Source organism: Streptomyces sp. NBC_00386, assembly GCF_036063235.1.
Taxonomy (GTDB): Bacteria; Actinomycetota; Actinomycetes; order Streptomycetales; family Streptomycetaceae; genus Streptomyces.
Genome location: NZ_CP107950.1, coordinates 6000958 through 6023970, shown reverse-complemented (window position 1 = coordinate 6023970; position 23013 = coordinate 6000958). Strand labels below are relative to the sequence as shown.

The following is a 23013-nucleotide window of genomic DNA, read 5'->3' as shown; positions in this document are numbered from 1 at the left end:
GCCACGCCTACCGGGGTACGCGGACCACGCCCTCCTGGATCACCGAGATGGCCAGCCGGCCGTCCTGGGTGTAGATGCGGGCCTGGCCCAGGCCCCGGCCGCCCGAGGCGGACGGCGACTCCTGGTCGTACAGCAGCCATTCGTCGGCGCGGAAGGGGCGGTGGAACCACATCGCGTGGTCGAGCGAGGCGCCGACGACGTCGCCGGTCACCCAGCCGCCGCGCCCGTGCGCGAGCAGGATGGAGTCGAGGAGCGTCATGTCCGAGACGTAGGTCGCGAGGACGACGTGCAGCAGCGGGTCGTCCGCGAGCTTGCCGTTGGTGCGGAACCACACCTGGGAGCGCGGCTCGCGGGCCTCGCCGACGGTGGCGTACGGCGGCGCGTCGACATAGCGCAGGTCGACGGACTCCCGGGCCTCCAGGATGCGCTCCACGACCTCGGCGTCGGTGAAGACGTCGGCGTACAGGGGAAGCAGTTCGGCGGCCGTGGGCAGCGTCTCCGGGTCGGGCGCGGGCGGCATCGGGGCCTGGTGCTCCATGCCCTCCTCGTACGTCTGGAAGGACGCGGAGAGGTGGAAGATCGGCTGTCCGTGCTGGACCGCGACCACCCTGCGGGTGGTGAAGGAGCGGCCGTCGCGGATGCGGTCCACGGAGTACACGATGGGTGCGCCGGGGTCGCCGATCCGCAGGAAGTACGCGTGCAGGGAGTGGGCGAGCCGGTCCTCGGGGACCGTGCGCCCGGCGGCCACGAGGGCCTGCGCCGCCACCTGCCCGCCGAAGACCCGGGGGACGACGGCGGACCGGGAACGGCCGCGGAAGATGTCCTCCTCGATCCGCTCGAGGTCGAGCAGATCGAGGAGGGACTGAAGTGCCTCGCTCATAAGGCAGTTGTACCGCGCAGTCTTTTCTCGGACCTTACAGGCCCATGTCCTTGGCGATGATCGTCTTCATGATCTCGCTGGTGCCGCCGTAGATGCGGTTGACCCGGTTGTCCGCGTACAGGCGGGCGATCGGGTACTCGTTCATGAAGCCGTAGCCGCCGTGGAGCTGGAGGCAGCGGTCGATGACGCGGTGCGCGACCTCGGTGCAGAACAGCTTGGCGCTGGCGGCCTCGGCCGGGGTCAGCTCACCCGCGTCGAGGGCCTCCAGGGCGCGGTCGGCGACGGCCTCGGCCGCGTCCACCTCGGCCTGGCAGGCGGCCAGCTCGAACTTGGTGTTCTGGAAGGAGGCGACCGACTTGCCGAAGACGGTGCGCTCCTGGACGTACTCCTTGGCGAACCGGACGGCGGCCTTGGCCTGCGCGTAGGCGCCGAAGGCGATGCCCCAGCGCTCGGAGGCGAGGTTGTGGCCGAGGTAGTAGAAGCCCTTGTTCTCCTCGCCGAGCAGGTCCTCGACGGGCACCTTCACGTCGACGAACGCCAGCTCGGCGGTGTCGGAGGTCCTCAGGCCGAGCTTGTCGAGCTTGCGGCCGATGGAGTAGCCCTCGGACTTGGTGTCCACGGCGAACAGGGAGATGCCGAAGCGGCGGTCCTCGGCGGTGGGCGCGGAGGTACGGGCACAGACGATCACGCGGTCGGCGTGGACGCCACCGGTGATGAAGGTCTTGGAGCCGTTGAGGACGTAGTGCGTGCCGTCCTCGGAGAGCTTGGCGGTGGTCTTCATGCCCGCGAGGTCGGAGCCGGTGCCCGGCTCGGTCATCGCGAGGGCCCACATCTCCTCGGCGCTGACGAACTTGGGCAGGAAGCGCTTCTTCTGCTCGTCGGTGGCGAGCGACTTGATGTAGGGCAGGCCGAGCAGCACGTGCACACCGGAGCCGCCGAACTGGACACCGGCGCGCGCGGTCTCCTCGTACATCACGGCCTCGAACTTGTACGAGTCGATGCCGGCGCCGCCGAACTCCTCGTCCACGCGGATGCCGAAGACGCCGAGCTCGGCGAGCTTGTAGTAGAAGTCGCGCGGCGCCTGGCCGGCGGCGAACCACTCGTCGTAGACCGGGACGACCTCGGCCTCGATGAAGGCGCGCAGGGTCTCCCGGAACGCCTCGTGGTCCTCGTTGAACACAGTACGGCGCACCGCCGCCACCTCCGCCTGGATACCTTGGGTTATTTCTAAGCGCTTGCTCAGATACGAGGTTACCCGTCGGTCACGAGCGCCGTCCAGGGGTCGCCCCCCGAGACGCTCGTCACGCCCCGGGAGCCACGGGAGCCTCGGAGACCACGATGGCCGCCTCGGGAACCGTGGCCGCCGCGCCGAAGGCCCCCCGCGCCATCCGGTGCAGCAGCTCGGCGGTCCCCGCGCGCCCCGGGAGCGCACCCGGCCGCCCCAGGTGGGGGGTCGAGTTCAGCAGACCGAAGACCGAGTGCACGGCCGAACGGGCCGCGGGCTCGGTGAGCTCCGGGTACACGTCACGGACCACCTCCACCCACAGCTCGACGTACTGGCGCTGGAGCTGGCGCACGAGCTTGCGGTCACTGTCCCGCAGGCGGTCCAGCTCGCGGTCGTGCAGGGTGATCAGAGGGCGGTCGTCGAGCGCGAAGTCGATGTGCCCCTCGATGAGCGAGTCGAGGAGCGTCTCCGCGCCCCCGCCGTCGGCCTCCGCCACCCGCAGCCTGCCACCCGTGAGCAGCTGCCCGCTGATCCCCACCAGCAGTTCGGCGAGCATCGCGTCCTTGCCGGCGAAGTGCCGGTAGAGACCGGGGCCGCTGATGCCGACCGCCGCTCCTATCTCATCCACTCCCACACCGTGGAAACCACGCTCGGCGAACAGCCGGGCCGCTTCCCTGAGGATCTGCTCGCGCCGGGTGGGGGCGTCGGTTCTGGTGGCCATGAAATCAATTCTAGACAGGCGGGTTAGCGGTCGTTAACCTGAAGGAGTTGCGTTAACGCTCATTAACTGGTCGACCACTGGTGAGGGGACCGCAGGATGCAAGAGGCACCGGAGCTGACGAGCGCGGCAGACCCCGCGTCGGAGGCCTGGAGGGCCAACGAGGCGGCACACCGCGCGCTGGGCGAGGAGCTGCGCCACAAGCTGGCCGCGGCGCGGCTCGGCGGCGGCGAGAAGGCACGCGCGCGGCACACCGCGCGCGGCAAGCTGCTGCCCCGCGACCGTGTGGACGCCCTGCTCGACCCCGGCTCCCCGTTCCTGGAGCTGGCGCCGCTCGCCGCCGACGGGATGTACGACGGGGCCGCCCCGGCCGCCGGTGTCATCGCCGGGATCGGCCGGGTGAGCGGGCGCGAGTGCGTGATCGTCGCCAACGACGCCACCGTCAAGGGCGGCACGTACTACCCGATGACCGTGAAGAAGCACCTGCGCGCCCAGGAGGTGGCGCTGGAGAACCGTCTGCCCTGTCTGTATCTCGTCGACTCCGGGGGTGCCTTCCTGCCCATGCAGGACGAGGTGTTCCCCGACCGCGACCACTTCGGGCGGATCTTCTACAACCAGGCGCGGATGTCCGGCGCCGGGATCCCGCAGATCGCGGCCGTCCTCGGCTCCTGCACGGCCGGCGGCGCGTACGTGCCGGCGATGAGCGACGAGGCCGTGATCGTCCGCAACCAGGGGACGATCTTCCTGGGCGGTCCCCCGCTGGTGAAGGCCGCCACCGGTGAGGTGGTGACCGCCGAGGAGCTGGGCGGCGGCGAGGTCCACTCCCGGATCTCCGGCGTCACCGACCACCTCGCCGAGGACGACGCGCACGCGCTGCGGATCGTGCGCACCATCGTCGCCACGCTCCCGGCGCGCGGGAAGCTCCCCTGGGAGGTCACCGCGGCGGCGGAGCCCAAGATCGACCCGTACGGGCTGTACGGCGCGGTGCCGGTCGACTCCCGCACCCCCTACGACGTGCGCGAGGTCATCGCGCGCGTGGTCGACGGTTCGCGCTTCGCCGAGTTCAAGGCCGAGTTCGGGCAGACCCTGGTCACCGGCTTCGCGCGGATCCACGGGCACCCGGTCGGGATCGTCGCCAACAACGGCATCCTGTTCTCCGAGTCGGCCCAGAAGGGCGCCCACTTCATCGAGCTGTGCGACCAGCGCGGCATCCCGCTGGTGTTCCTCCAGAACATCTCCGGGTTCATGGTGGGCCGCCAGTACGAGGCCGGCGGCATCGCCAAGCACGGCGCCAAGATGGTGACGGCCGTCGCCTGCACCCGCGTACCGAAGCTGACCGTCGTGATCGGCGGTTCGTACGGCGCGGGCAACTACTCGATGTGCGGCCGGGCGTACTCGCCGCGCTTCCTGTGGATGTGGCCCGGCGCCAAGATCTCCGTGATGGGCGGCGAGCAGGCCTCTTCGGTCCTCGCGACCGTCAAGCGCGACCAGATCGAGGCGCGCGGCGAGTCCTGGCCCGCCGCGGACGAAGAGGACTTCAAGGACCCGATCCGCCGGCAGTACGAGCAGCAGGGCAGCGCCTACTACGCGAGCGCCCGGCTCTGGGACGACGGAGTGATCGACCCGATGGAGACCCGGCAGGTCCTCGGACTCGCCTTGACCGCCTGCGCCAACGCGCCCCTGGGTGACCCCCAGTTCGGCGTCTTCCGGATGTGAGGGGACCCACCCATGTTTGACACGGTGCTTGTGGCCAACCGGGGCGAGATCGCCGTACGCGTCATCCGCACCCTGCGCGCGCTCGGCGTGCGCTCGGTGGCCGTCTTCTCGGACGCGGACGCGGACGCCCGGCACGTCCGGGAGGCCGACACGGCGGTGCGGATCGGACCGGCGCCCGCGTCGGAGAGCTATCTGTCGGTGGATCGGCTGCTGGAGGCGGCGGCCCGCACCGGCGCCCAGGCGGTGCACCCGGGGTACGGCTTCCTCGCCGAGAACGCCGCCTTCGCTCGGGCCTGCGCGGAGGCCGGACTGGTCTTCATCGGCCCGTCCGCCGAGGCGATCTCCCTGATGGGCGACAAGATCCGCGCCAAGGAGACGGTGAAGGCGGCCGGAGTCCCGGTCGTCCCCGGCTCCTCGGGCAGCGGTCTGACGGACGCGGAGCTGATCGCGGCCGCCCGCGAGATCGGCGTCCCGGTGCTCCTGAAGCCGAGCGCGGGCGGTGGCGGCAAGGGCATGCGCCTGGTGCGGGACATCGGGGTCCTGGCCGACGAGATCGCCGCCGCCCGGCGCGAGGCTCGGGCCTCCTTCGGCGACGACACGCTTCTCGTCGAGCGCTGGGTCGACCGGCCCCGGCACATCGAGATCCAGGTCCTGGCGGACGGGCACGGCAACGTCGTGCACCTGGGCGAGCGCGAGTGCTCCCTCCAGCGCCGCCACCAGAAGATCATCGAGGAGGCGCCCAGTGTGCTCCTCGACGACGCCACCCGGGCCGCGATGGGAGAGGCGGCCGTCCAGGCGGCCCGTTCCTGCGGCTACCGGGGCGCGGGCACGGTGGAGTTCATCGTCCCCGGCGGCGACCCGTCCTCGTACTACTTCATGGAGATGAACACCCGCCTCCAGGTGGAGCACCCGGTCACCGAGCTGGTCACCGGCCTCGACCTCGTCGAGTGGCAGCTCCGGGTCGCCGCCGGCGAGCACCTGCCGTACGCGCAGGAGGACATCAGCCTCACCGGGCACGCGGTGGAGGCCCGGATCTGCGCCGAGGACCCGGCGCGCGGCTTCCTCCCCTCCGGGGGCACCGTGCTCGCGCTGCACGAGCCGGGGGGCGACGGGGTGCGCACCGACTCGGGCCTCTCGGAGGGCACCGAGGTCGGCAGCCTCTACGACCCGATGCTCTCCAAGGTCATCGCGTACGGCCCCGACCGCCCGACGGCGCTGCGCAGGCTCCGGGCCGCCCTCGCCGACACGGTCACCCTCGGCGTCCAGACGAACGCGGGCTTCCTGCGCCGCCTGCTGGCCCACCCGGACGTGGTGGCCGGCGACCTGGACACCGGTCTGGTCGAGCGGGAGGCCGACGGACTGGTCCCGGACGGGGTGCCGGAGGAGGTGTACGAGGCGGCGGCGGCCGTCCGGCTCGCCGCCCTGGCCCCGGCGGGTGAGGGCTGGACCGACCCGTTCTCGGTGCCGAGCGGATGGCGGCTCGGCGGCACGCCGAAGCCGGTGGGCTTCTCCCTGCGCGTCCTCGACCCCGTGGAGTACACCCCGCGCGGCACCCACACGGTGACCGCCGACCGGGTCGCGGTGACGCTCGACGGGGTGCGGCACACCTTCCACCGCGCCGCCGACTGGATCGGCCGCGACGGCGACGCCTGGCACGTGCGCGACCACGACCCGGTGGCCGCCTCGCTCACCGGAGCCGCGCACGCCGGTGCCGACTCGCTGACCGCGCCCATGCCCGGCACGGTGACCGTCGTGAAGGTCGCCGTCGGCGACGAGGTGACCGCCGGACAGAGCCTGCTCGTGGTCGAGGCGATGAAGATGGAGCACGTCATCTCCGCGCCGCACGCCGGGACCGTCAGCGAGCTGGACGTCACACCGGGCACGACCGTCGCCATGGACCAGATCCTGGCGGTCATCACCCCCGTGGAGGAGGCGGAGACGGCATGAGCACTTCCGAACTTGGCCTGCCGATGGCCGTACCGGCGCAGGACCTGCCCGCGCGGGTGCGGATCTACGAGGTCGGCGCGCGCGACGGGCTCCAGAACGAGAAGGCGACCGTGCCCACCGAGGTGAAGGCGGAGTTCATCCGGCGCCTCGCGGACTCGGGGCTGACCACGATCGAGGCGACCAGCTTCGTCCACCCCAGGTGGGTTCCCCAACTGGCCGACGCGGAGCAGCTGTTCCCTCAGGTGGCCGACCTGCCGGTGGCGCTTCCGGTGCTGGTGCCGAACGAACGCGGGCTGGAGCGGGCGCTGGCGCTCGGCGCCCGGCACGTGGCGGTCTTCGCCAGCGCGACGGAGTCCTTCGCGAAGGCCAACCTCAACCGGACGGTCGACGAGTCGCTCGCCATGTTCGAGCCGGTGGTGAGCCGCGCGAAGGACGCCGGACGCGCGGTCCGCGGCTATGTCTCGATGTGCTTCGGCGACCCGTGGGAGGGACCCGTCCCGATCCATCAGGTCGTCCGCGTCTGCAAGGCGCTGAGGGACATGGGCTGTGACGAGCTGAGCCTCGGCGACACGATCGGCGTGGCGACGCCGGGCCATGTGCAGGCCCTGCTCGCCGAGCTGAACGAGGAGGGCGTGCCCACCAGCGCGCTCGGCGTGCACTTCCACGACACCTACGGCCAGGCGCTCTCCAACACCCTGGCCGCTCTCCAGCACGGCGTCGCCACCGTCGACGCCTCCGCGGGCGGCCTCGGCGGCTGCCCGTACGCGAAGTCCGCGACGGGCAACCTCGCGACGGAAGACCTCGTGTGGATGCTCCAGGGCCTCGGTATCGACACCGGGGTCGACCTCGGCCGCCTCACCGCCACAAGCGTGTGGATGGCCGGACAACTGGGCCGACCCAGCCCGTCCCGCACCGTCAAAGCACTCGGTAAAACGACTCAGTCCCACCAGGAGTGATCCGCATGTCTCTGGACCACCGCCTCTCCCCCGAGCTCGAAGAACTCCGCCGCACGGTCGAGGAGTTCGCCCACGACGTCGTGGCGCCGAAGATCGGCGACTTCTACGAGCGGCACGAGTTCCCCTACGAGATCGTGCGGGAGATGGGCCGCATGGGCCTGTTCGGGCTGCCGTTCCCCGAGGAGTACGGCGGCATGGGCGGCGACTACCTCGCGCTCGGCATCGCCCTGGAGGAACTGGCCCGGGTCGACTCCTCCGTGGCCATCACCCTGGAGGCGGGCGTCTCGCTGGGCGCCATGCCCATCCACCTCTTCGGCACCGATGAGCAGAAGCGGGAGTGGCTCCCGCGGCTGTGCTCCGGGGAGATCCTGGGCGCCTTCGGCCTGACCGAGCCGGACGGCGGCTCGGACGCGGGCGCGACCCGCACGACGGCACGCCTCGACCCCGAGACGAACGAGTGGGTCATCAACGGCAGCAAGTGCTTCATCACCAACTCCGGCACGGACATCACGGGCCTGGTGACGGTCACCGCGGTGACCGGCCGCAAGCCCGACGGCAAGCCGCTGATCTCCGCGATCATCGTCCCCTCCGGCACCCCGGGCTTCACGGTCGCGGCCCCGTACTCGAAGGTCGGCTGGAACGCCTCCGACACCCGTGAGCTGTCCTTCGCGGACGTGCGCGTCCCGGCGGCCAACCTGCTCGGCGAGGAGGGCCGCGGCTACGCGCAGTTCCTGCGCATCCTGGACGAGGGCCGCATCGCCATCGCGGCGCTGGCCACGGGTCTCGCGCAGGGCTGTGTCGACGAGTCGGTCAAGTACGCCAAGGAGCGGCACGCGTTCGGACGCCCGATCGGCGCCAACCAGGCGATCCAGTTCAAGATCGCCGACATGGAGATGAAGGCCCACATGGCCCGCGTGGGCTGGCGCGACGCCGCGTCCCGTCTCGTGGCGGGCGAGCCCTTCAAGAAGGAGGCGGCCATCGCCAAGCTGTACTCCTCCACGATCGCCGTCGACAACGCCCGTGACGCCACCCAGGTCCACGGCGGCTACGGCTTCATGAACGAGTACCCGGTCGCCCGCATGTGGCGCGACTCCAAGATCCTGGAGATCGGCGAGGGCACGAGCGAGGTCCAGCGGATGCTGATCGCCCGGGAGCTGGGGCTCACGGGCTGATCCCGGCACCGCGCCCGCGGCTCCCGGACACCACCGGGGGCCGCGAGGGGCGCGGGGCACGGGGCGCCCGGCCGGATGCCAGGTCTGGCCTGGTGCGGTCTGGCCTGGTGCGGTCTGGCCTGGTCCGGCCCGATCCCACGGTCGGCGCGGCCCCGTGACCGCCGGCGCGATCCCCTGCCCGTATCTGCCCGCGTTCGCCCTCCAGGACTTACGGCCGGTCAACTCTCACTGGTGCACGGGTTGTCGAGGAATCCGGCGAGACGGTGGAGGGAGCTCGACAACCGATATCGGCAGGCGCGCGCGCCTGCCTGCGACACGGCGGGTCCGGCACCCGGACCCGGTGGCGGAACCCGCCCTCTGGACATGAGCTGAGGTTAGGCTAACCTACCTTCGAACTGATCCGGCGGAGCTTCACCGCCCCATGTCGAAAGCAGCCACACTCATGCCCAACGCCCGTGCCACCCGCCTCTCCCGTCGCGGCGTCCTCGCCGCCGGCGGCGCCCTCGGCCTCGGTGCCGTCCTCGCCGCCTGTGGCGACGACGACGCTTCGAAAAACGGTGGCTCGGACGCGACGAAGGCTGCCGCGAAGTCCGGCCCGTGGACGTTCAAGGACGACCGCGGCACGACCGTGAAGCTGGACAGGACCCCGGCGAACATCGTCGCCTTCACCGGTGTCGCCGCCGCCCTGTTCGACTACGGCGTCGAGGTCAAGGGCGTCTTCGGCCCGACCACGACCAAGGACGGCAAGGCCGATGTCCAGGCCGGCGACATGGACGTCAGCAAGCTGACGGTCCTCGGCAACGAGTGGGGCCAGTTCAACATCGAGAAGTACGCGGGCCTCGCCCCCGACGTGCTGATCTCCACGATGTTCGACACCGCGGGCACCCTCTGGTACGTCCCCGAGGAGTCCAAGGACAAGATCCTCAAGCTCGCGCCGAGCGTCGGCATCTCCGTCTACGACCGCCAGATGCCGCAGTCCCTGGAGCGCATGTACGCGCTGGCTGAATCCCTCGGCGCCGACGTGAAGTCCGCGAAGACCGTCGAGGCGAAGAAGAAGTTCGAGGCGGCCGCCGAGCGGCTGCGCAAGGCCGCCAAGGCGCGCCCGGAGATCAAGGTGCTGGCCGGCTCCGCGAGCCAGGACATCTTCTACATCTCCGGCTCCAACCTCTCCATCGACCTGGAGTACTTCAAGGCGCTCGGCGTGAACATCGTCGAGCCCTCCGCCAAGGCCCTGAAGGCCAGTGGCGGCTGGTTCGAGAACCTGAGCTGGGAGAACGTCGACAAGTACCCGGCCGACATCATCATCATGGACGACCGCAGCGCGACCATCCAGCCGGCCGACATCACCGAGGCCACCTGGAAGAAGCTGCCCGCCGTCAAGGCCGGCCAGGTCATCGCCCGCACGCCCGAGGCGATCCTGTCGTACGACAAGTGCACCCCGATCATCGAGCGCCTCGCCGAAGCCATCGAGAACGCCAAGAAGGTCGCCTGACACCCTCCGCGGTGACCCCCTGACGATCACTCAGGAGCACACATGACGACGGCCGTAGCCGCCCCGTTCCGCTTCTTCACCCTCCGGGTCGTACGGACGAGGCGGCTCGGCCCGTCTCTGCTCCGGGTGACCTTCGGCGGACCGGACCTGGTGGACTTCCACTCCGACGGGCGCGACCAGTCCCTGTCGCTGTTCCTCCCGCACCCCGGTCAGGACGAGCCGGCCGTACCCATCGAGCTGGGCGACGGCTGGTGGCAGGCCTGGCGCGAACTGCCCGACGACGTACGGGCGGTGATGCGCTCGTACACCCTGCGCGAACTGCGCCGCGATCCCGACGAGATCGACATCGACTTCGCGCTGCACGGCCTGGAGCCGGGCGCGGCCGTCCCCGCCGGGCCCGCCGCGCGCTGGGCGTCCGGCGCGCGGGCCGGTGACCGTGTCGTGCTGCTCGGGCCCGCCATGGCGGACAACCGGGCCATCCGCTTCAGGCCGCCCGCGGACACCGACCTCGTGGTCCTGTGGGGCGACGAGACGGCCCTTCCCGCCGCCTCGGCCATCCTCGAATCACTGCCGGCGGGGCTGCGCGTCCTCGCCTGGCTTGAGGTCCACCACGCCGCCGACATCCAGGATCTGGCGACCTCGGCCGACGCCGAGATCACCTGGCTCGTACGGGACGAACTCACCGCCGGGAGTTCCCCGTTGGCCCTCGACGCACTGCGGAACACCCAACTTCCGCCGGCCCGGGCCCCGTACGCCTGGATCGCGGGCGAGTCCGGCCGCGTGAAGGAGCTGCGCCGCCATCTCGTGCGCGAGCGCGGCATCGACCGCAGGCGGGTCACCTTCGTGGGCTACTGGCGGCAGGGTCTGAGCGAGGAGCAACTGCGGGAGCAGGGCGAGTAGTTCGCGGGCACCCGCAGGCGCCTCCCGGCAGTCCGGACCGAGGCGTGCGTCACGAAAGACACAGGTGGGGCGGGGTCGCACGGTTAACTTAGGTTAGGCTAACCTTAGTTGAACGTCGCGACTCCGCCCTTCTCCTGTCCCGCTCGGACTCTCCCCCCGCACGGAGGACCCCCACATGCGCTCGCACCTGCTCAATGACACCACCGCGGACCGGTACCGCCGATCCGTGACCGAAGGGGTCGAGCGGGTGGCGGCCAGACTCGCCACCACCGACCGCCCGTTCACGGGTGTCACGGTCGACGACCTCGCTCCCCGCATCGAGCGGATCGACCTCGACAAGCCCCTGCACGACACCACGGCCGTCCTCGACGAGCTGGAAGAGGTCTACCTCCAGGACGCGATCTACTTCCACCACCCCCGCTACCTCGCCCACCTCAACTGCCCGGTCGTCATCCCGGCCGTGCTCGGCGAGGCCGTCCTGTCCGCCGTCAACTCCTCACTGGACACCTGGGACCAGTCGGCCGGCGGCACCCTCATCGAGCGCAAGCTCATCGACTGGACCAACGAGCGGATCGGCCTCGGCCCTGCCGCCGACGGTGTGTTCACCAGCGGCGGCAGCCAGTCCAACCTCCAGGCCCTGCTGCTGGCCCGCGAGGAGGCCAAGCCCGGCGGGGAGGGCTGGGAGGGCTGGGAGGGCGAGGGAACGAGGGCCGACCTCGGCAGACTGCGGATCTTCGCCTCCGAGGCCGGCCACTTCAGCGTCAAGAAATCGGCCAAACTCCTCGGCCTCGCCCCCGACGCCGTCGTCTCGATCCCCGTCGACCACGACAAGCGCATGCAGACCGTCGCCCTCGCCCACGAGCTGGAGCGCTGCCGGCAGGACGGCCTCGTCCCCATGGCCGTCGTCGCCACCGCGGGCACCACCGACTTCGGCTCCATCGACCCGCTGCCCGAGATCGCGGAGCTGTGCTCCCAGTTCGGCGCCTGGATGCACGTGGACGCGGCCTACGGCTGCGGACTGCTCACCTCGCTGAAGAACCGGGACCGCATCGACGGCATCGAACGGGCCGACTCCGTCACCGTCGACTACCACAAGTCCTTCTTCCAGCCCGTGAGTTCCTCGGCCGTACTGGTCCGCGACGCCACGACCCTGCGCCACGCGACCTACCACGCGGAGTACCTCAACCCGCGCCGCATGGTCCAGGAGCGCATCCCCAACCAGGTCGACAAGTCCCTCCAGACCACCCGCCGCTTCGACGCGCTGAAGCTGTGGATGACGCTGCGCGTCATGGGCGCCGACGGCATCGGCGAACTCTTCGACGAGGTCTGCGACCTGGCCGCCGAGGGCTGGAAACTGCTCGCCGCCGACCCGCGCTTCGACGTCGTCGTGCAGCCCTCGCTGTCCACCCTCGTCTACCGGTACATCCCGGCCGCCGTCACCGACCCCGCCGAGATCGACCGCGCCAACCTGTACGCCCGCAAAGCCCTGTTCGCCTCCGGTGACGCCGTCGTCGCGGGCACCAAGGTCGGCGGACGCCACTACCTGAAGTTCACGTTGCTCAACCCCGAGACCACGACGGACGACATCGCCGCCGTCCTCGACCTGATCGCCGGCCACGCCGAGCAGTACCTGGGAGAGTCCCTTGACCGCGCTTGCTGAATCCACGAACACGACCTACGACTTTGTGGGCATCGGGCTCGGGCCCTTCAACCTCGGCCTCGCCTGCCTGACCGAGCCGATCGCCGAACTCAGCGGCGTCTTCCTGGAGTCGAAGCCCCACTTCGAGTGGCACTCCGGCATGTTCCTGGAGGGTGCGCACCTCCAGACCCCGTTCATGTCTGACCTGGTCACCCTCGCCGACCCGACCTCCCCCTACTCCTTCCTCAACTACCTGAAGGAATCGGGCCGTCTGTACGCGTTCTACATCCGCGAGAACTTCTACCCGCTGCGGGTCGAGTACGACGACTACTGCCGCTGGGCCGCGGACAAGCTGAGCAGCGTCCGCTTCTCCACGACGGTCGCGGAGGTGACGTACGAGGACGAGGTGTACACCGTGCGGACCGAGGCCGGCGAGGTGTTCCGCGCCCGCCACCTGGTCCTCGGCACCGGCACCTCGCCCCATGTCCCGGACTCCTGCGCGGACCTCGGCGGCGACTTCATCCACAACTCCCGCTACACGCAGCACAAGCAAGAGCTCCAGGCCAAGGACTCGATCACCCTGATCGGCAGCGGCCAGTCCGCCGCCGAGATCTTCTACGACCTGCTCGGCGAGATCGACGTCCACGGCTACCGGCTGAACTGGGTGACCCGCTCGCCGCGCTTCTTCCCCCTCGAATACACCAAGCTCACCCTGGAGATGACCTCCCCGGAGTACATCGACTACTTCCACGCGCTGCCCGAGGCGACCCGCTACCGCCTCCAGTCGGAACAGAAGGGCCTGTTCAAGGGCATCGACGGCGAGCTGATCAACGAGATCTTCGACCTGCTCTACCAGAAGAACCTCGGCGGCCCGGTTCCCGCCCGGCTCCTCACCAACTCCTCGCTGGAGAGCGCGCGGTACGACCAGGGCACGTACACCCTCGGGTTCCGCCAGCGGGAGCAGGGCAAGGACTACGAGCTGAGCTCGGCGGGCCTGGTGCTGGCCACCGGCTACCGCTACACCGAGCCCGCGTTCCTCGCGCCGGTCCGCGACCGGCTCCGCTACGACACCCAGGGCAACTTCGACGTGGCCCGCAACTACGCCATCGACACCACCGGGCGCGGGATCTTCCTGCAGAACGCGGGCGTCCACACCCACTCGATCACCTCGCCGGACCTCGGCATGGGCCCGTACCGCAACGCGTCCATCATCCGTGAGCTGCTCGGCACCGAGTACTACCCGGTCGAGAAGACCATCGCGTTCCAGGAGTTCGCCATATGACCACCTCCACCGCCATCGGCACGTTCACCGTCCAGCCCCTCGACCCCGTCGAGGACGCGCCGGTGCTGCACCGGTGGGTGACCCACCCCAAGTCCGCCTTCTGGATGATGCAGGAGGCGAAACTGCACGACGTGGAGCGCGAGTACATGGCCATCGCGGCCGGCGAGCACCACGACGCCTACCTCGGACTGCTGGACGGCGAGCCCGTCTTCCTGATGGAGCGCTACGACCCCCGGTACGTCGAACTCGTCGGCCTGTACGAGCCGGAGCCGGGCGATGTCGGCATGCACTTCCTGGTCGCCCCGAGCGACACCCCCGTGCACGGCTTCACCCGGGCCGTGATCACCACGGTGATGGAGCACCTCTTCGCCGACCCGGCGACCGAGCGCGTCGTCGTCGAGCCCGATGTGAGCAACACGGCCGTGCATGCCCTCAACGAGGCCGTCGGCTTCGTGCCCGTGGGGGAGATCCAGAAGCCCGAGAAGAAGGCGCTGCTGAGCTTCTGCACCCGGGAGCAGTTCACGAAGGCGGTGGCCGCGTGAACCTCGCCGAGAGTGTCGCCCACCTGTCCCCCGAGCGCTGGGCCCTCGCCAACCGCCTCCTCGTCCGCAAGGCGCTCGCCGAGTTCGCCCACGAGCGGCTGATCGCCCCGCGGACCCTGCCGGACGGCCGGTACGAGGTCCGCGGCGACGACGGCCTGACGAGCTACCGGTTCACCGCGACCAGGTGGTCCCTCGACCACTGGCAGGTGGCCGCCGAGTCGATCACCCGGCACCGTGACGGCAACGAACTCCCGCTGTCCGCGATCGACTTCTTCGTCGAGCTGAGGAAGTCGCTCGGCCTGAGCGACGAGATCCTGCCCGTCTACCTGGAGGAGATCTCCTCCACCCTCGCGGGCACCTGCTACAAGCTCACCAAGCCGCGGATCCCCGTCCGAGAGCTGGCCGGCTCCGGATTCCAGGCCATCGAGACCGGCATGACCGAGGGGCACCCCTGCTTCGTCGCCAACAACGGGCGGCTGGGCTTCGGTGTGCACGACTACCTCGCCTACGCGCCCGAGACCGCGAGCCCGGTGCGGCTCGTGTGGCTGGCCGCCCACCGCTCACGGGCCGCCTTCACGGCGGGCGTCGGCATCGCGTACGAGTCCTTCATGCGCGACGAGCTGGGCGCGGAGACGGTCGAACGGTTCGACGGGATCCTGCGCGAGCGCGGGCTCGACCCCGAGGACTACCTCCTCATACCCGTCCACCCCTGGCAGTGGTGGAACAAACTGTCGGTGACGTTCGCCGCCGAGGTCGCCCAGCGACGCCTGGTCTGTCTCGGCGAGGGCGACGACGAGTACCTGGCCCAGCAGTCCATCCGGACGTTCTTCAACACGACCAGCCCCGAGAAGCACTATGTGAAGACGGCGCTGAGCGTGCTGAACATGGGCTTCATGCGGGGCCTGTCCGCCGCCTACATGGAGGCGACCCCGGCCATCAACGACTGGCTGGCCCAGCTCGTCGAGAACGACCCGGTGCTGAAGTCGACGGGTCTGTCGATCATCCGTGAGCGGGCGGCCGTCGGCTACCGGCACCTGGAGTACGAGGCGGCCACCGACCGGTACTCCCCGTACCGCAAGATGCTCGCCGCGCTGTGGCGCGAGAGCCCGGTCCCCTCGCTCCAGGAGGGCGAGTCCCTGGCGACGATGGCGTCCCTCGTCCATGTCGACCACGAGGGCGCCTCGTTCGCGGCCGCGCTGATCGAGCGGTCGGGCCTGACGCCGGTGGAGTGGCTGCGCGGCTATCTGCGCGCCTACCTCACCCCGCTCCTGCACAGCTTCTACGCGTACGACCTGGTCTACATGCCGCACGGCGAGAACGTCATCCTCGTCCTGAAGGACGGCGCCGTGCGGCGGGCGGTCTACAAGGACATCGCCGAGGAGATCGCGGTCATGGACCCGCAGGCGGTGCTGCCGCCCGCGGTGGAGCGGATCCGGGTCGAGGTCCCCGAGGACACGAAGCTGCTGTCCATCTTCACGGACGTCTTCGACTGCTTCTTCCGTTTCCTGGCGGCCCAGTTGGCGGACGAGGGCGTCCTCGGCGAGGAGGACTTCTGGCGGACGGTCGCCGAGTCGGTGCGCGCCTACCAGGAGGCGACGCCCGAACTCGAGGACAAGTTCCGGCAGTACGACCTGTTCGCGCCCGAGTTCGCGCTGTCCTGCCTCAACCGGCTCCAGCTGCGCGACAACCGGCAGATGGTCGACCTGGCGGACCCGTCGGGCGCGCTCCAGCTCATCGGCACCCTGAAGAACCCGATCGCCGGGTTCTGAGCACCGGGCTCCTGGTGCGTTCCAGGAGCCCCCGAGACGGGCGGGCGCCCCGGAGACGGTCCTCCGGGGCGCCCGTCGGCATTCCGTCTAGCCCGCGGGCCAGGGGACCTGGGGCGAGCGGTAGTAGCCGATGCCCAGGGCGTCCCAGCGGGGCGCCTGGGCGGCGAGGCGCACCTTGTAGGTGTCCCAGTCGTGCGTCGAGGCGGGGGACCAGCCGAGTTCGGCGGCCCCGGGCAGCCTCGGGAAGGCCATGACGTCGATGTCCGCGGAGCTCTGGATCGTCTCCGTCCACAGCGGCGCCTCGACGCCCCTGACGGCCGAGGCGGGCACCCCGGGAAGGTAGCTGCCCGGGTCCCAGTCGTAGGCCCGCCGCACCTCCACCAGACCGGCCCAGTCCTGGCCGAGCGGGGTGTCGGCGGTGTACTTCATGTCAAGGTAGAGCCGGTCCGCGGGCGACAGCACGAGCCCGGTCCCGTTCCGCGCGGCCTCGGCGACCTGCGCCTTCTCCTCGGCACCGGTGTCGTCGAGACCCCAGTACTGCGCGAGGGCGCCCGCCGCCGGGGTGGCCCCGGTCAGCTGGTGCCAGCCCATCACCTTCTTGCCGTACTTGGCGACCAGCGGCTGCACCTTGTCCATGAAGGTCACGTAGTCGGCGTGGCTGGTGGAGTGTGCCTCGTCGCCGCCGATGTGGAGGTACCCGCCGGGGGTGAGCGCGGCCAGCTCCCGGATCACGTCGTCCACGAAGGCGTACGTCAGCGGCTTGCCCACGCACAGCGAGCTGAAGCCGACCTCGGTACCGGTGTAGAGCGGCGGCGCGACCCCGTCGCAGTTCAGTTCGGCGTACGAGGCGAGGGCGGCGTTGGTGTGCCCGGGCATGTCGATCTCCGGGACGACCTCCAGATGGCGCGAGGCGGCGTACCGGACGATCTCGCGGTAGTCCGCCTTGGTGTAGAAGCCGCCCGGTCCGCCGCCGACCTCGGTGGAACCGCCGTGGGCCGCCAGCCTCGGCCAGGAGTCGACGGCGATGCGCCAGCCCTGGTCGTCGCTCAGGTGCAGATGCAGCTTGTTGACCTTGTAGAGCGCGAGTTCGTCGATGTAGCGCTCGACCTGGGCGACGGTGAAGAAGTGCCGGGAGACATCGAGCATGGCGCCGCGGTAGGCGTAGCGCGGGGTGTCCCTGATGGTGCCGCCGGCGATCAGCCAGGGGCCTCGCTGTACGGACTTCCTCTCGACGGCGGCGGGCAGCAGCTGACGCAGGGTCTGGACGCCGTGGAAGAGGCCCGCGGGCCTGCCGGCCGTGATGGTGACGCCCGAGGCGCCGCTGTCGAGCCGGTAGCCCTCGTCACCCAGTCCCTTGCCGCCGAGCCGGAGCCGGATCGCTCCCGCGCCGTGCGAGCCGACCGGCAGCCGGTAGCCGGTCGAGGGCCGCAGGATGCCGGCGAGGTACTCGCCGACAGCGCGGGCCGCGCGCGAGTCGTCGACGCGGATGCGGGTGTCACCGGTGATGCGGTACGGGGCTCCGCCCGGCTCGACGGAGGCGGGGGCCGGGACGACGCGGCCCAGCGGGGTGGCGGTCCCGGTGTGCGGTGCCGCGCCGACGAGGGAGAAGCCGGCCGTCGCCACGAGCAGCAGCGTACCGAGAAGGCGGGGCGTTCTGTGGTGCTGTCTCACATGCGCTCCCTTCGGTGCCCGGCGAAAATCCCGGCCCGTCCTCGGCCTCGTTCTTTCGCCGTGCCCTTCGATCTGGTCGAGACCTCTGATTGGTCGAGACCACTCTGCCGCAGACGGGGTGGAACAATCCCCCGCATGGCGGAAATCATCCAGCGGGACGGCACGTGGATCTTCGACGGCGACACTCTGCGACTGACGCCGGGGCGGGACAAGAACGTCAGCCTGCTGCGCCGGACCCTGGGTGAACTCACCGTGCCGCTCGGCGCGTTGGCGGGTGTCTCGCTGGAGCAGGGAAAGAAGGCCGGGCGGCTCAGGCTCCGGCTGCGCGACGGCGCCGACCCGCTGCTCCAGGCGACCGGCGGCAAGCTCGCGGAGCCGAACGACCCGTATCAGCTCACGGTGGAGGCCGATCGTCTCGGGGTCGCCGAGTACCTCGTGGACGAGGTGCGGGGCGCACTGCTCCTCGACCAGGTCCCGACCGGTCCGGTCGACGGCTATCTGGTGCCCGGCCCGGCGGTGCCGCTGTCCGCGTCCGCGGGTGACGGTACGGCGAGCTTCGACGGCGAGCGCGTACGTCTGGAGTGGAACTGGAAGACGGAGGAGGCGAAGTCCGCGGCGGGTGCCCGGACGCTCGCGCTCGTGGACATAACGGCCGTCGAGTGGCGGCCCGCGGCCGGGCTGGAGAACGGCTGTCTGCGCTTCACCGTGCGCGGCGCCGACACCAAGGCGCCGCCGAAGTACGACCCCAACTCCGTGGAGCTGTGGGGCTTCAAGCGGGACCCGCTGATGGCGCTGGTCGCGGCGGCCGTGCAGGCGAGGCTGCCGCATCCGGCGGCGGCGGTGGAGGACCGTCCCGCCGAGGAGCCGGACGGGGTCCCGGCCCTGGGGCCGGGGCCCGAGGCCGACCACGACGCCCTCCTGCGCAGGCTGCGCGAACTGGGCGAGCTGCACAAGGAGGGCGTCCTGACGGACGAGGAGTTCGCCCTGGCCAAGCAGGCGGTCCTCAAACGCCTGTAGAAACAGGCGGGCGAGGACCGCCGCGCGGGGGCCGGCCGCCGGTCAGGGAGGCGGTACGCCCCGCCTTCCGGGCGTACCTGGTTCCTGGGGGCCGGCGGTACCCGGCGCGTCCGGGCAGGGGCCCGGGGGCTACTTGGCCCGGCGCGCGATCGTGAAGTGGTCGACCTCCGCACCGGTCTCGGCGATACCGCGGACCTTCAGCGTGGCCAGGCGTCCCTTCGGGGCCGGCTGGACGTCGACGCGCAGGAACGAGTAGTTGAGGTAGCGCACGCGCGACCAGGCGACCGTCTCGTTCTGCCTGCCCTCCTTCAGGTTGACGAAGGAGGCGACGGACTCGACCTCGTTCTCCTTGCCCTCGTAGGACTCCGGGGCGCTGAACGCGTACAGGCTGCGGCCGGCCGCGCCCGCCGTCACGTACACGACACCGTCGGTCTCGGTGTACGCCGTGCCGCCGATCGGCAGCTTCTTGGTGACGGCGTTCGCCTTGATGACGTCCGTGCGCTCGTACTGGTGGTTGTGGCCGTTGATCACCAGGTCGACGGTGTACTTCTCGAACAGCGGCACCCACTCCTGTCGCACGCCCCCCTCCGAGGCGTGCGCCGTGGAGGTGCAGTACGCGCAGTGGTGGAAGAAGATCACGACGAAGTCGATGTCCCGCGCGGCGCGGTACTTCTTGAGCTGCGCCTCCAGCCACTTGGTCTGGGTGCCGCCCGAGATGCCGAGGTTGGCCGGGATCTCGAAGGACACGTCGTTGGCGTCGAGCGAGATGATCGCCGTGTTGCCGTGGACGAAGGAGTAGACGCCGGGCAGGTTGGCCTTGTCGGGGCCGTTGTCCGGAAGCGTCCAGCGGGCCTCCTCACCGCCGTAGCCGTTGGGCGAGTACCAGGCCTCCATGTCGTGGTTGCCGTACGCCGGCATCCACGGGACCTGCTTGGCGACCGTCTCGGTCTGGGCGAGGAACTGGTCCCAGATGCGCGAGTCGAAGCCGGTGTCGGCGGTCTTGCCCTGGCCCGCCGGGTCCGCGTACGCGATGTCGCCGGCGTGCAGGTGGAAGGCGGGGTTCTGGGCGAGCAGCAGGGCGTCGTTGGCGAGGCCGTGGTAGCCGACGCCCTCGTCGCCGAAGGCGGTGAAGGTGAAGGGCTCGGCGCGGTCGGGCGCGGTGGTGAAGGTGCCGAGCGTGCCGAGGAGGTGCGGCTGGGCGGGGTCGAAGCCCGCGTGGCCGACGCCGTAGTAGTACGTCTTCCCGGGGCGCAGGTGGGTGAGTTTGGCGTGCAGGTAGTACTGGGTGTGGTCGCCGCTCGCGCCCACGCCGGCCGGGGTGTAGAGGGTGCGGACCTCGGCGTCGATCTTGCGGGAGAGGTCCCAGGGGTGGGCCCCGATGCGGATGTAGGGCTTGGCGACCGCGGCCGGCACCTGCCAGGAGACGGTCATCTCGGTGCGCGGGTCGTTGCCGAAGGCGAGGTGGCGGCCGAAGGGGGCGACGAGCGCGCCGTCGACCTTCTCCGCCGAGGCCGGGGCGGAGGTCCGCTGCGCCGGGGCGGCGGCCTGTGCGACGCCGGGCACGAAGGCGCCGCCCGCGACGGCGCCGAGGGTCACGGCGCCGCCTCTGATCATGTTGCGCCGCGAGAACTTGGCGCGAAGGTACTCGTGCTGCTCGGCCATGGTCATCTTCTCGGCGAGCCGCTCGGGTACGCCCATGCGTGGAATGTCCATGGTTCCAGAAGTTGCTCCGGGCAATCGACGGGACGCAAGACGCCGGATGGACAGCCTGCAAACAGCACACCATGAGAGATTCAACAAGCACTTGCCCGATATCGGGCAGGATTCTTGCGAATCGTCTTCCGGTACCTCAGGATCAACGGGTGCACGACGAACTCGTTGATCATTTGACGCGGTCGACCCCCCTGAACCGGGGTGAGGCGCTGCGGGTGATCCAGGACGTTCTCGCCTATTTCGACGAGACGACCCAGGAGTTCGTCCGCCGCCGCCACCGCGAGCTCCAGGCCCAGGGCCTGGTGAACGAGTCGATCTTCGAACGGATCGAGGCGGACCTGAAATATCGCGCGGTCGCACCGCCGGAGCTCACGCTCAGGCAGCTCCGCCGCATCGTCTATGGCTGAGGGAATCTACCTGTATGTGCGGAATCGTCGGATACATCGGCAGGCGTGATGTGACCCCGCTGCTCCTCGAAGGCCTTCAGCGCCTGGAGTACCGCGGCTACGACTCGGCGGGCATAGTCGTGACCTCCCCCAAGTCGGCCGGCCTGAAGATGGTCAAGGCCAAGGGCCGGGTCCGCGATCTGGAGGCCAAGGTCCCCAAGCGCTTCGCCGGCACCACGGGCATCGCCCACACCCGCTGGGCCACGCACGGCGCCCCCTCCGACGAGAACGCGCACCCCCACATGTCCGCCGACAGCAAGGTCGCGGTCGTCCACAACGGCATCATCGACAACGCCTCCGACCTGCGCAAGAAGCTCGAGGCCGACGGCGTCGAGTTCCTCTCCGAGACCGACACCGAGGTCCTCACCCACCTCGTCGCCCGCTCCCAGCAGGAGAAGCTGGAGGACAAGGTCCGCGAGGCGCTGCGCGTCATCGAGGGCACCTACGGCATCGCGGTCATGCACGCCGACTTCCCCGACCGCATCGTGGTGGCGCGAAACGGCTCCCCCGTCGTGCTCGGCATCGGCGAGAAGGAGATGTTCGTCGCCTCGGACATCGCCGCCCTGGTCACCCACACCCGCCAGATCGTCACGCTGGACGACGGCGAGATGGCCACGCTCAAGGCCGACGACTTCCGTACGTACACCACCGAGGGCACGCGGACGACGTCCGAGCCCACCACCGTGGAGTGGGAGGCCGCGTCGTACGACATGGGCGGCCACGACACCTACATGCACAAGGAGATCCACGAGCAGGTCGAGGCCGTGGACCGCGTGCTGCGCGGCCGCATCGACGACCGGTTCTCGACGGTCCACCTCGGCGGCCTGAACCTGGACGCCCGCGACGCGCGCGCCGTGCGCCGCGTGAAGATCCTCGGCTGCGGCACCTCGTACCACGCGGGCATGATCGGTGCCCAGATGATCGAGGAGCTGGCCCGTATCCCCGCGGACGCCGAGCCGGCCTCCGAGTTCCGCTACCGCAACGCGGTCGTCGACCCCGACACCCTGTACATCGCGGTCTCCCAGTCCGGTGAGACGTACGACGTCCTCGCTGCCGTGCAGGAGCTCAAGCGCAAGGGCGCGCGGGTCCTCGGCGTGGTCAACGTCGTCGGTTCGGCGATCGCCCGCGAGGCGGACGGCGGCATGTACGTGCACGCGGGCCCCGAGGTCTGCGTCGTCTCGACGAAGTGCTTCACCAACACCACCGTCGCCTTCGCGCTGCTCGCCCTGCACCTCGGCCGCACCCGCGACCTGTCGGTCCGCGACGGCAAGCGGATCATCGAGGGCCTGCGCAAGCTCCCCGCCCAGATCGCCGAGATCCTGGAGCAGGAGGACGAGATCAAGAAGCTGGCCGAGCAGTACGCCGAGGCCCGCTCGATGCTCTTCATCGGCCGCGTCCGGGGCTACCCGGTGGCCCGCGAGGCCTCGCTGAAGCTCAAGGAGGTCTCGTACATCCACGCCGAGGCGTACCCGGCCTCCGAGCTCAAGCACGGTCCGCTGGCGCTCATCGAGCCGGCGCTCCCCACCGTCGCGATCGTCCCCGACGACGACCTGCTGGAGAAGAACCGCGCCGCCCTGGAGGAGATCAAGGCCCGCAGCGGCCAGATCCTCGCCGTCGCGCACCGGCACCAGGAGAAGGCCGACCAGACGATCGTCGTCCCGAAGAACGAGGACGAGCTCGACCCGATCCTGATGGGCATCCCGCTCCAACTCCTCGCCTACCACACGGCGCTGGCGCTCGGCCGGGACATCGACAAGCCGCGCAACCTCGCCAAGTCGGTCACCGTCGAGTAGTCACCACCGGGCGGCGGTCCGCCGCCCCTTCGTCGCCACGCAAGTCCCTTGCCGGCGGCCGGACATGAACGATCCCCGTGCGCACCACCCGCGCACGGGGATCGTTCTTCGAGGGGCCGGAGCCGCCCAATACCC

The 23013-nt window shown here is 70.3% G+C and carries 18 protein-coding genes; 13 read left to right on the top strand and 5 right to left on the bottom strand.

The features are described from left to right. Positions 1-7 precede the first annotated feature (7 nt). The 3 genes from tesB to OG780_RS26500 all read right to left on the bottom strand — a co-directional run bounded on the left by tesB (position 8) and on the right by OG780_RS26500 (position 2826). Positions 8-880 carry an acyl-CoA thioesterase II gene (tesB, locus tag OG780_RS26510; RefSeq protein ID WP_328452203.1) on the bottom strand — a complete coding sequence of 291 codons (873 nt, stop codon included), beginning with the start codon at positions 878-880 and terminating at the stop codon, positions 8-10. Positions 881-914: 34 nt separating this feature from the next. Beyond that, positions 915-2072: an acyl-CoA dehydrogenase family protein gene (locus tag OG780_RS26505; RefSeq protein ID WP_328452201.1), complete on the bottom strand. Its 1158-nt coding sequence runs from the start codon at positions 2070-2072 to the stop codon at positions 915-917. A 109-nt stretch (positions 2073-2181) separates the two neighbouring features. Further along, positions 2182-2826, bottom strand: a complete 645-nt coding sequence (locus OG780_RS26500) for an SACE_7040 family transcriptional regulator (protein ID WP_328452199.1) — start codon at positions 2824-2826, stop codon at positions 2182-2184. A 96-nt stretch (positions 2827-2922) separates the two neighbouring features. On the opposite strand from OG780_RS26500, the gene OG780_RS26495 reads away from it, so the two are divergent. From OG780_RS26495 to OG780_RS26450, 10 genes are all read left to right on the top strand, one after another. Next, on the top strand, positions 2923-4539 hold the full coding sequence (locus OG780_RS26495) for a carboxyl transferase domain-containing protein (protein WP_328452197.1): 1617 nt from the start codon (positions 2923-2925) through the stop codon (positions 4537-4539). Between the two features lie 12 nt (positions 4540-4551). Further along, positions 4552-6486, top strand: coding sequence for an acetyl/propionyl/methylcrotonyl-CoA carboxylase subunit alpha (locus OG780_RS26490; RefSeq protein ID WP_328452195.1), 1935 nt, complete (start codon positions 4552-4554; stop codon positions 6484-6486). Then, a complete protein-coding gene (locus OG780_RS26485) occupies positions 6483-7442 on the top strand; it encodes a hydroxymethylglutaryl-CoA lyase (protein WP_328452193.1) in 960 nt (319 codons plus the stop codon). The genes OG780_RS26490 and OG780_RS26485 overlap by 4 nt, the downstream gene beginning before the upstream one ends. An 11-nt stretch (positions 7443-7453) precedes the next feature. Beyond that, complete coding sequence (locus tag OG780_RS26480; RefSeq protein ID WP_328458403.1) at positions 7454-8614, top strand: acyl-CoA dehydrogenase family protein; 1161 nt, start codon at positions 7454-7456, stop codon at positions 8612-8614. Positions 8615-9056: 442 nt separating this feature from the next. Beyond that, positions 9057-10106: an ABC transporter substrate-binding protein gene (locus OG780_RS26475; RefSeq protein ID WP_328452190.1), complete on the top strand. Its 1050-nt coding sequence runs from the start codon at positions 9057-9059 to the stop codon at positions 10104-10106. Between the two features lie 42 nt (positions 10107-10148). Beyond that, positions 10149-11006 (top strand): siderophore-interacting protein, encoded by an 858-nt coding sequence (locus OG780_RS26470; protein ID WP_328452189.1) that lies wholly within the window; start codon positions 10149-10151, stop codon positions 11004-11006. A 175-nt stretch (positions 11007-11181) separates the two neighbouring features. Continuing rightward, entirely contained in the window at positions 11182-12666 is a 1485-nt protein-coding gene (gene desA, locus OG780_RS26465; protein ID WP_328452188.1) for a lysine decarboxylase DesA, read from the top strand. Further along, positions 12650-13927: a lysine N(6)-hydroxylase/L-ornithine N(5)-oxygenase family protein gene (locus OG780_RS26460; protein WP_328452186.1), complete on the top strand. Its 1278-nt coding sequence runs from the start codon at positions 12650-12652 to the stop codon at positions 13925-13927. Before desA ends, OG780_RS26460 begins: the two co-directional genes overlap by 17 nt. Beyond that, positions 13924-14469 (top strand): GNAT family N-acetyltransferase, encoded by a 546-nt coding sequence (locus tag OG780_RS26455; protein ID WP_328452184.1) that lies wholly within the window; start codon positions 13924-13926, stop codon positions 14467-14469. Before OG780_RS26460 ends, OG780_RS26455 begins: the two co-directional genes overlap by 4 nt. Continuing rightward, a complete protein-coding gene (locus OG780_RS26450) occupies positions 14466-16238 on the top strand; it encodes an IucA/IucC family protein (RefSeq protein ID WP_328452182.1) in 1773 nt (590 codons plus the stop codon). Before OG780_RS26455 ends, OG780_RS26450 begins: the two co-directional genes overlap by 4 nt. 87 nt (positions 16239-16325) lie before the next feature. Here the strand turns inward: OG780_RS26450 and OG780_RS26445 are convergent, their stop codons facing one another. After that, complete coding sequence (locus OG780_RS26445) at positions 16326-17909, bottom strand: beta-N-acetylhexosaminidase (protein WP_328452180.1); 1584 nt, start codon at positions 17907-17909, stop codon at positions 16326-16328. A gap of 135 nt (positions 17910-18044) precedes the next feature. Here OG780_RS26445 and OG780_RS26440 point away from each other — a divergent pair, with 135 nt between their 5' ends. After that, positions 18045-18926 (top strand): DUF4429 domain-containing protein, encoded by an 882-nt coding sequence (locus tag OG780_RS26440; RefSeq protein ID WP_328452178.1) that lies wholly within the window; start codon positions 18045-18047, stop codon positions 18924-18926. Between the two features lie 129 nt (positions 18927-19055). Here OG780_RS26440 and OG780_RS26435 read toward each other — a convergent pair whose 3' ends face one another. Then, positions 19056-20624, bottom strand: a complete 1569-nt coding sequence (locus OG780_RS26435; protein WP_328458402.1) for a purple acid phosphatase family protein — start codon at positions 20622-20624, stop codon at positions 19056-19058. A gap of 164 nt (positions 20625-20788) precedes the next feature. Between OG780_RS26435 and OG780_RS26430 the strand changes: the two genes are divergently transcribed. Further along, positions 20789-21046, top strand: coding sequence for a hypothetical protein (locus OG780_RS26430; RefSeq protein WP_326787600.1), 258 nt, complete (start codon positions 20789-20791; stop codon positions 21044-21046). Positions 21047-21060: 14 nt separating this feature from the next. Further along, entirely contained in the window at positions 21061-22878 is a 1818-nt protein-coding gene (gene glmS / locus OG780_RS26425; protein WP_328452176.1) for a glutamine--fructose-6-phosphate transaminase (isomerizing), read from the top strand. Positions 22879-23013 lie beyond the last annotated feature (135 nt).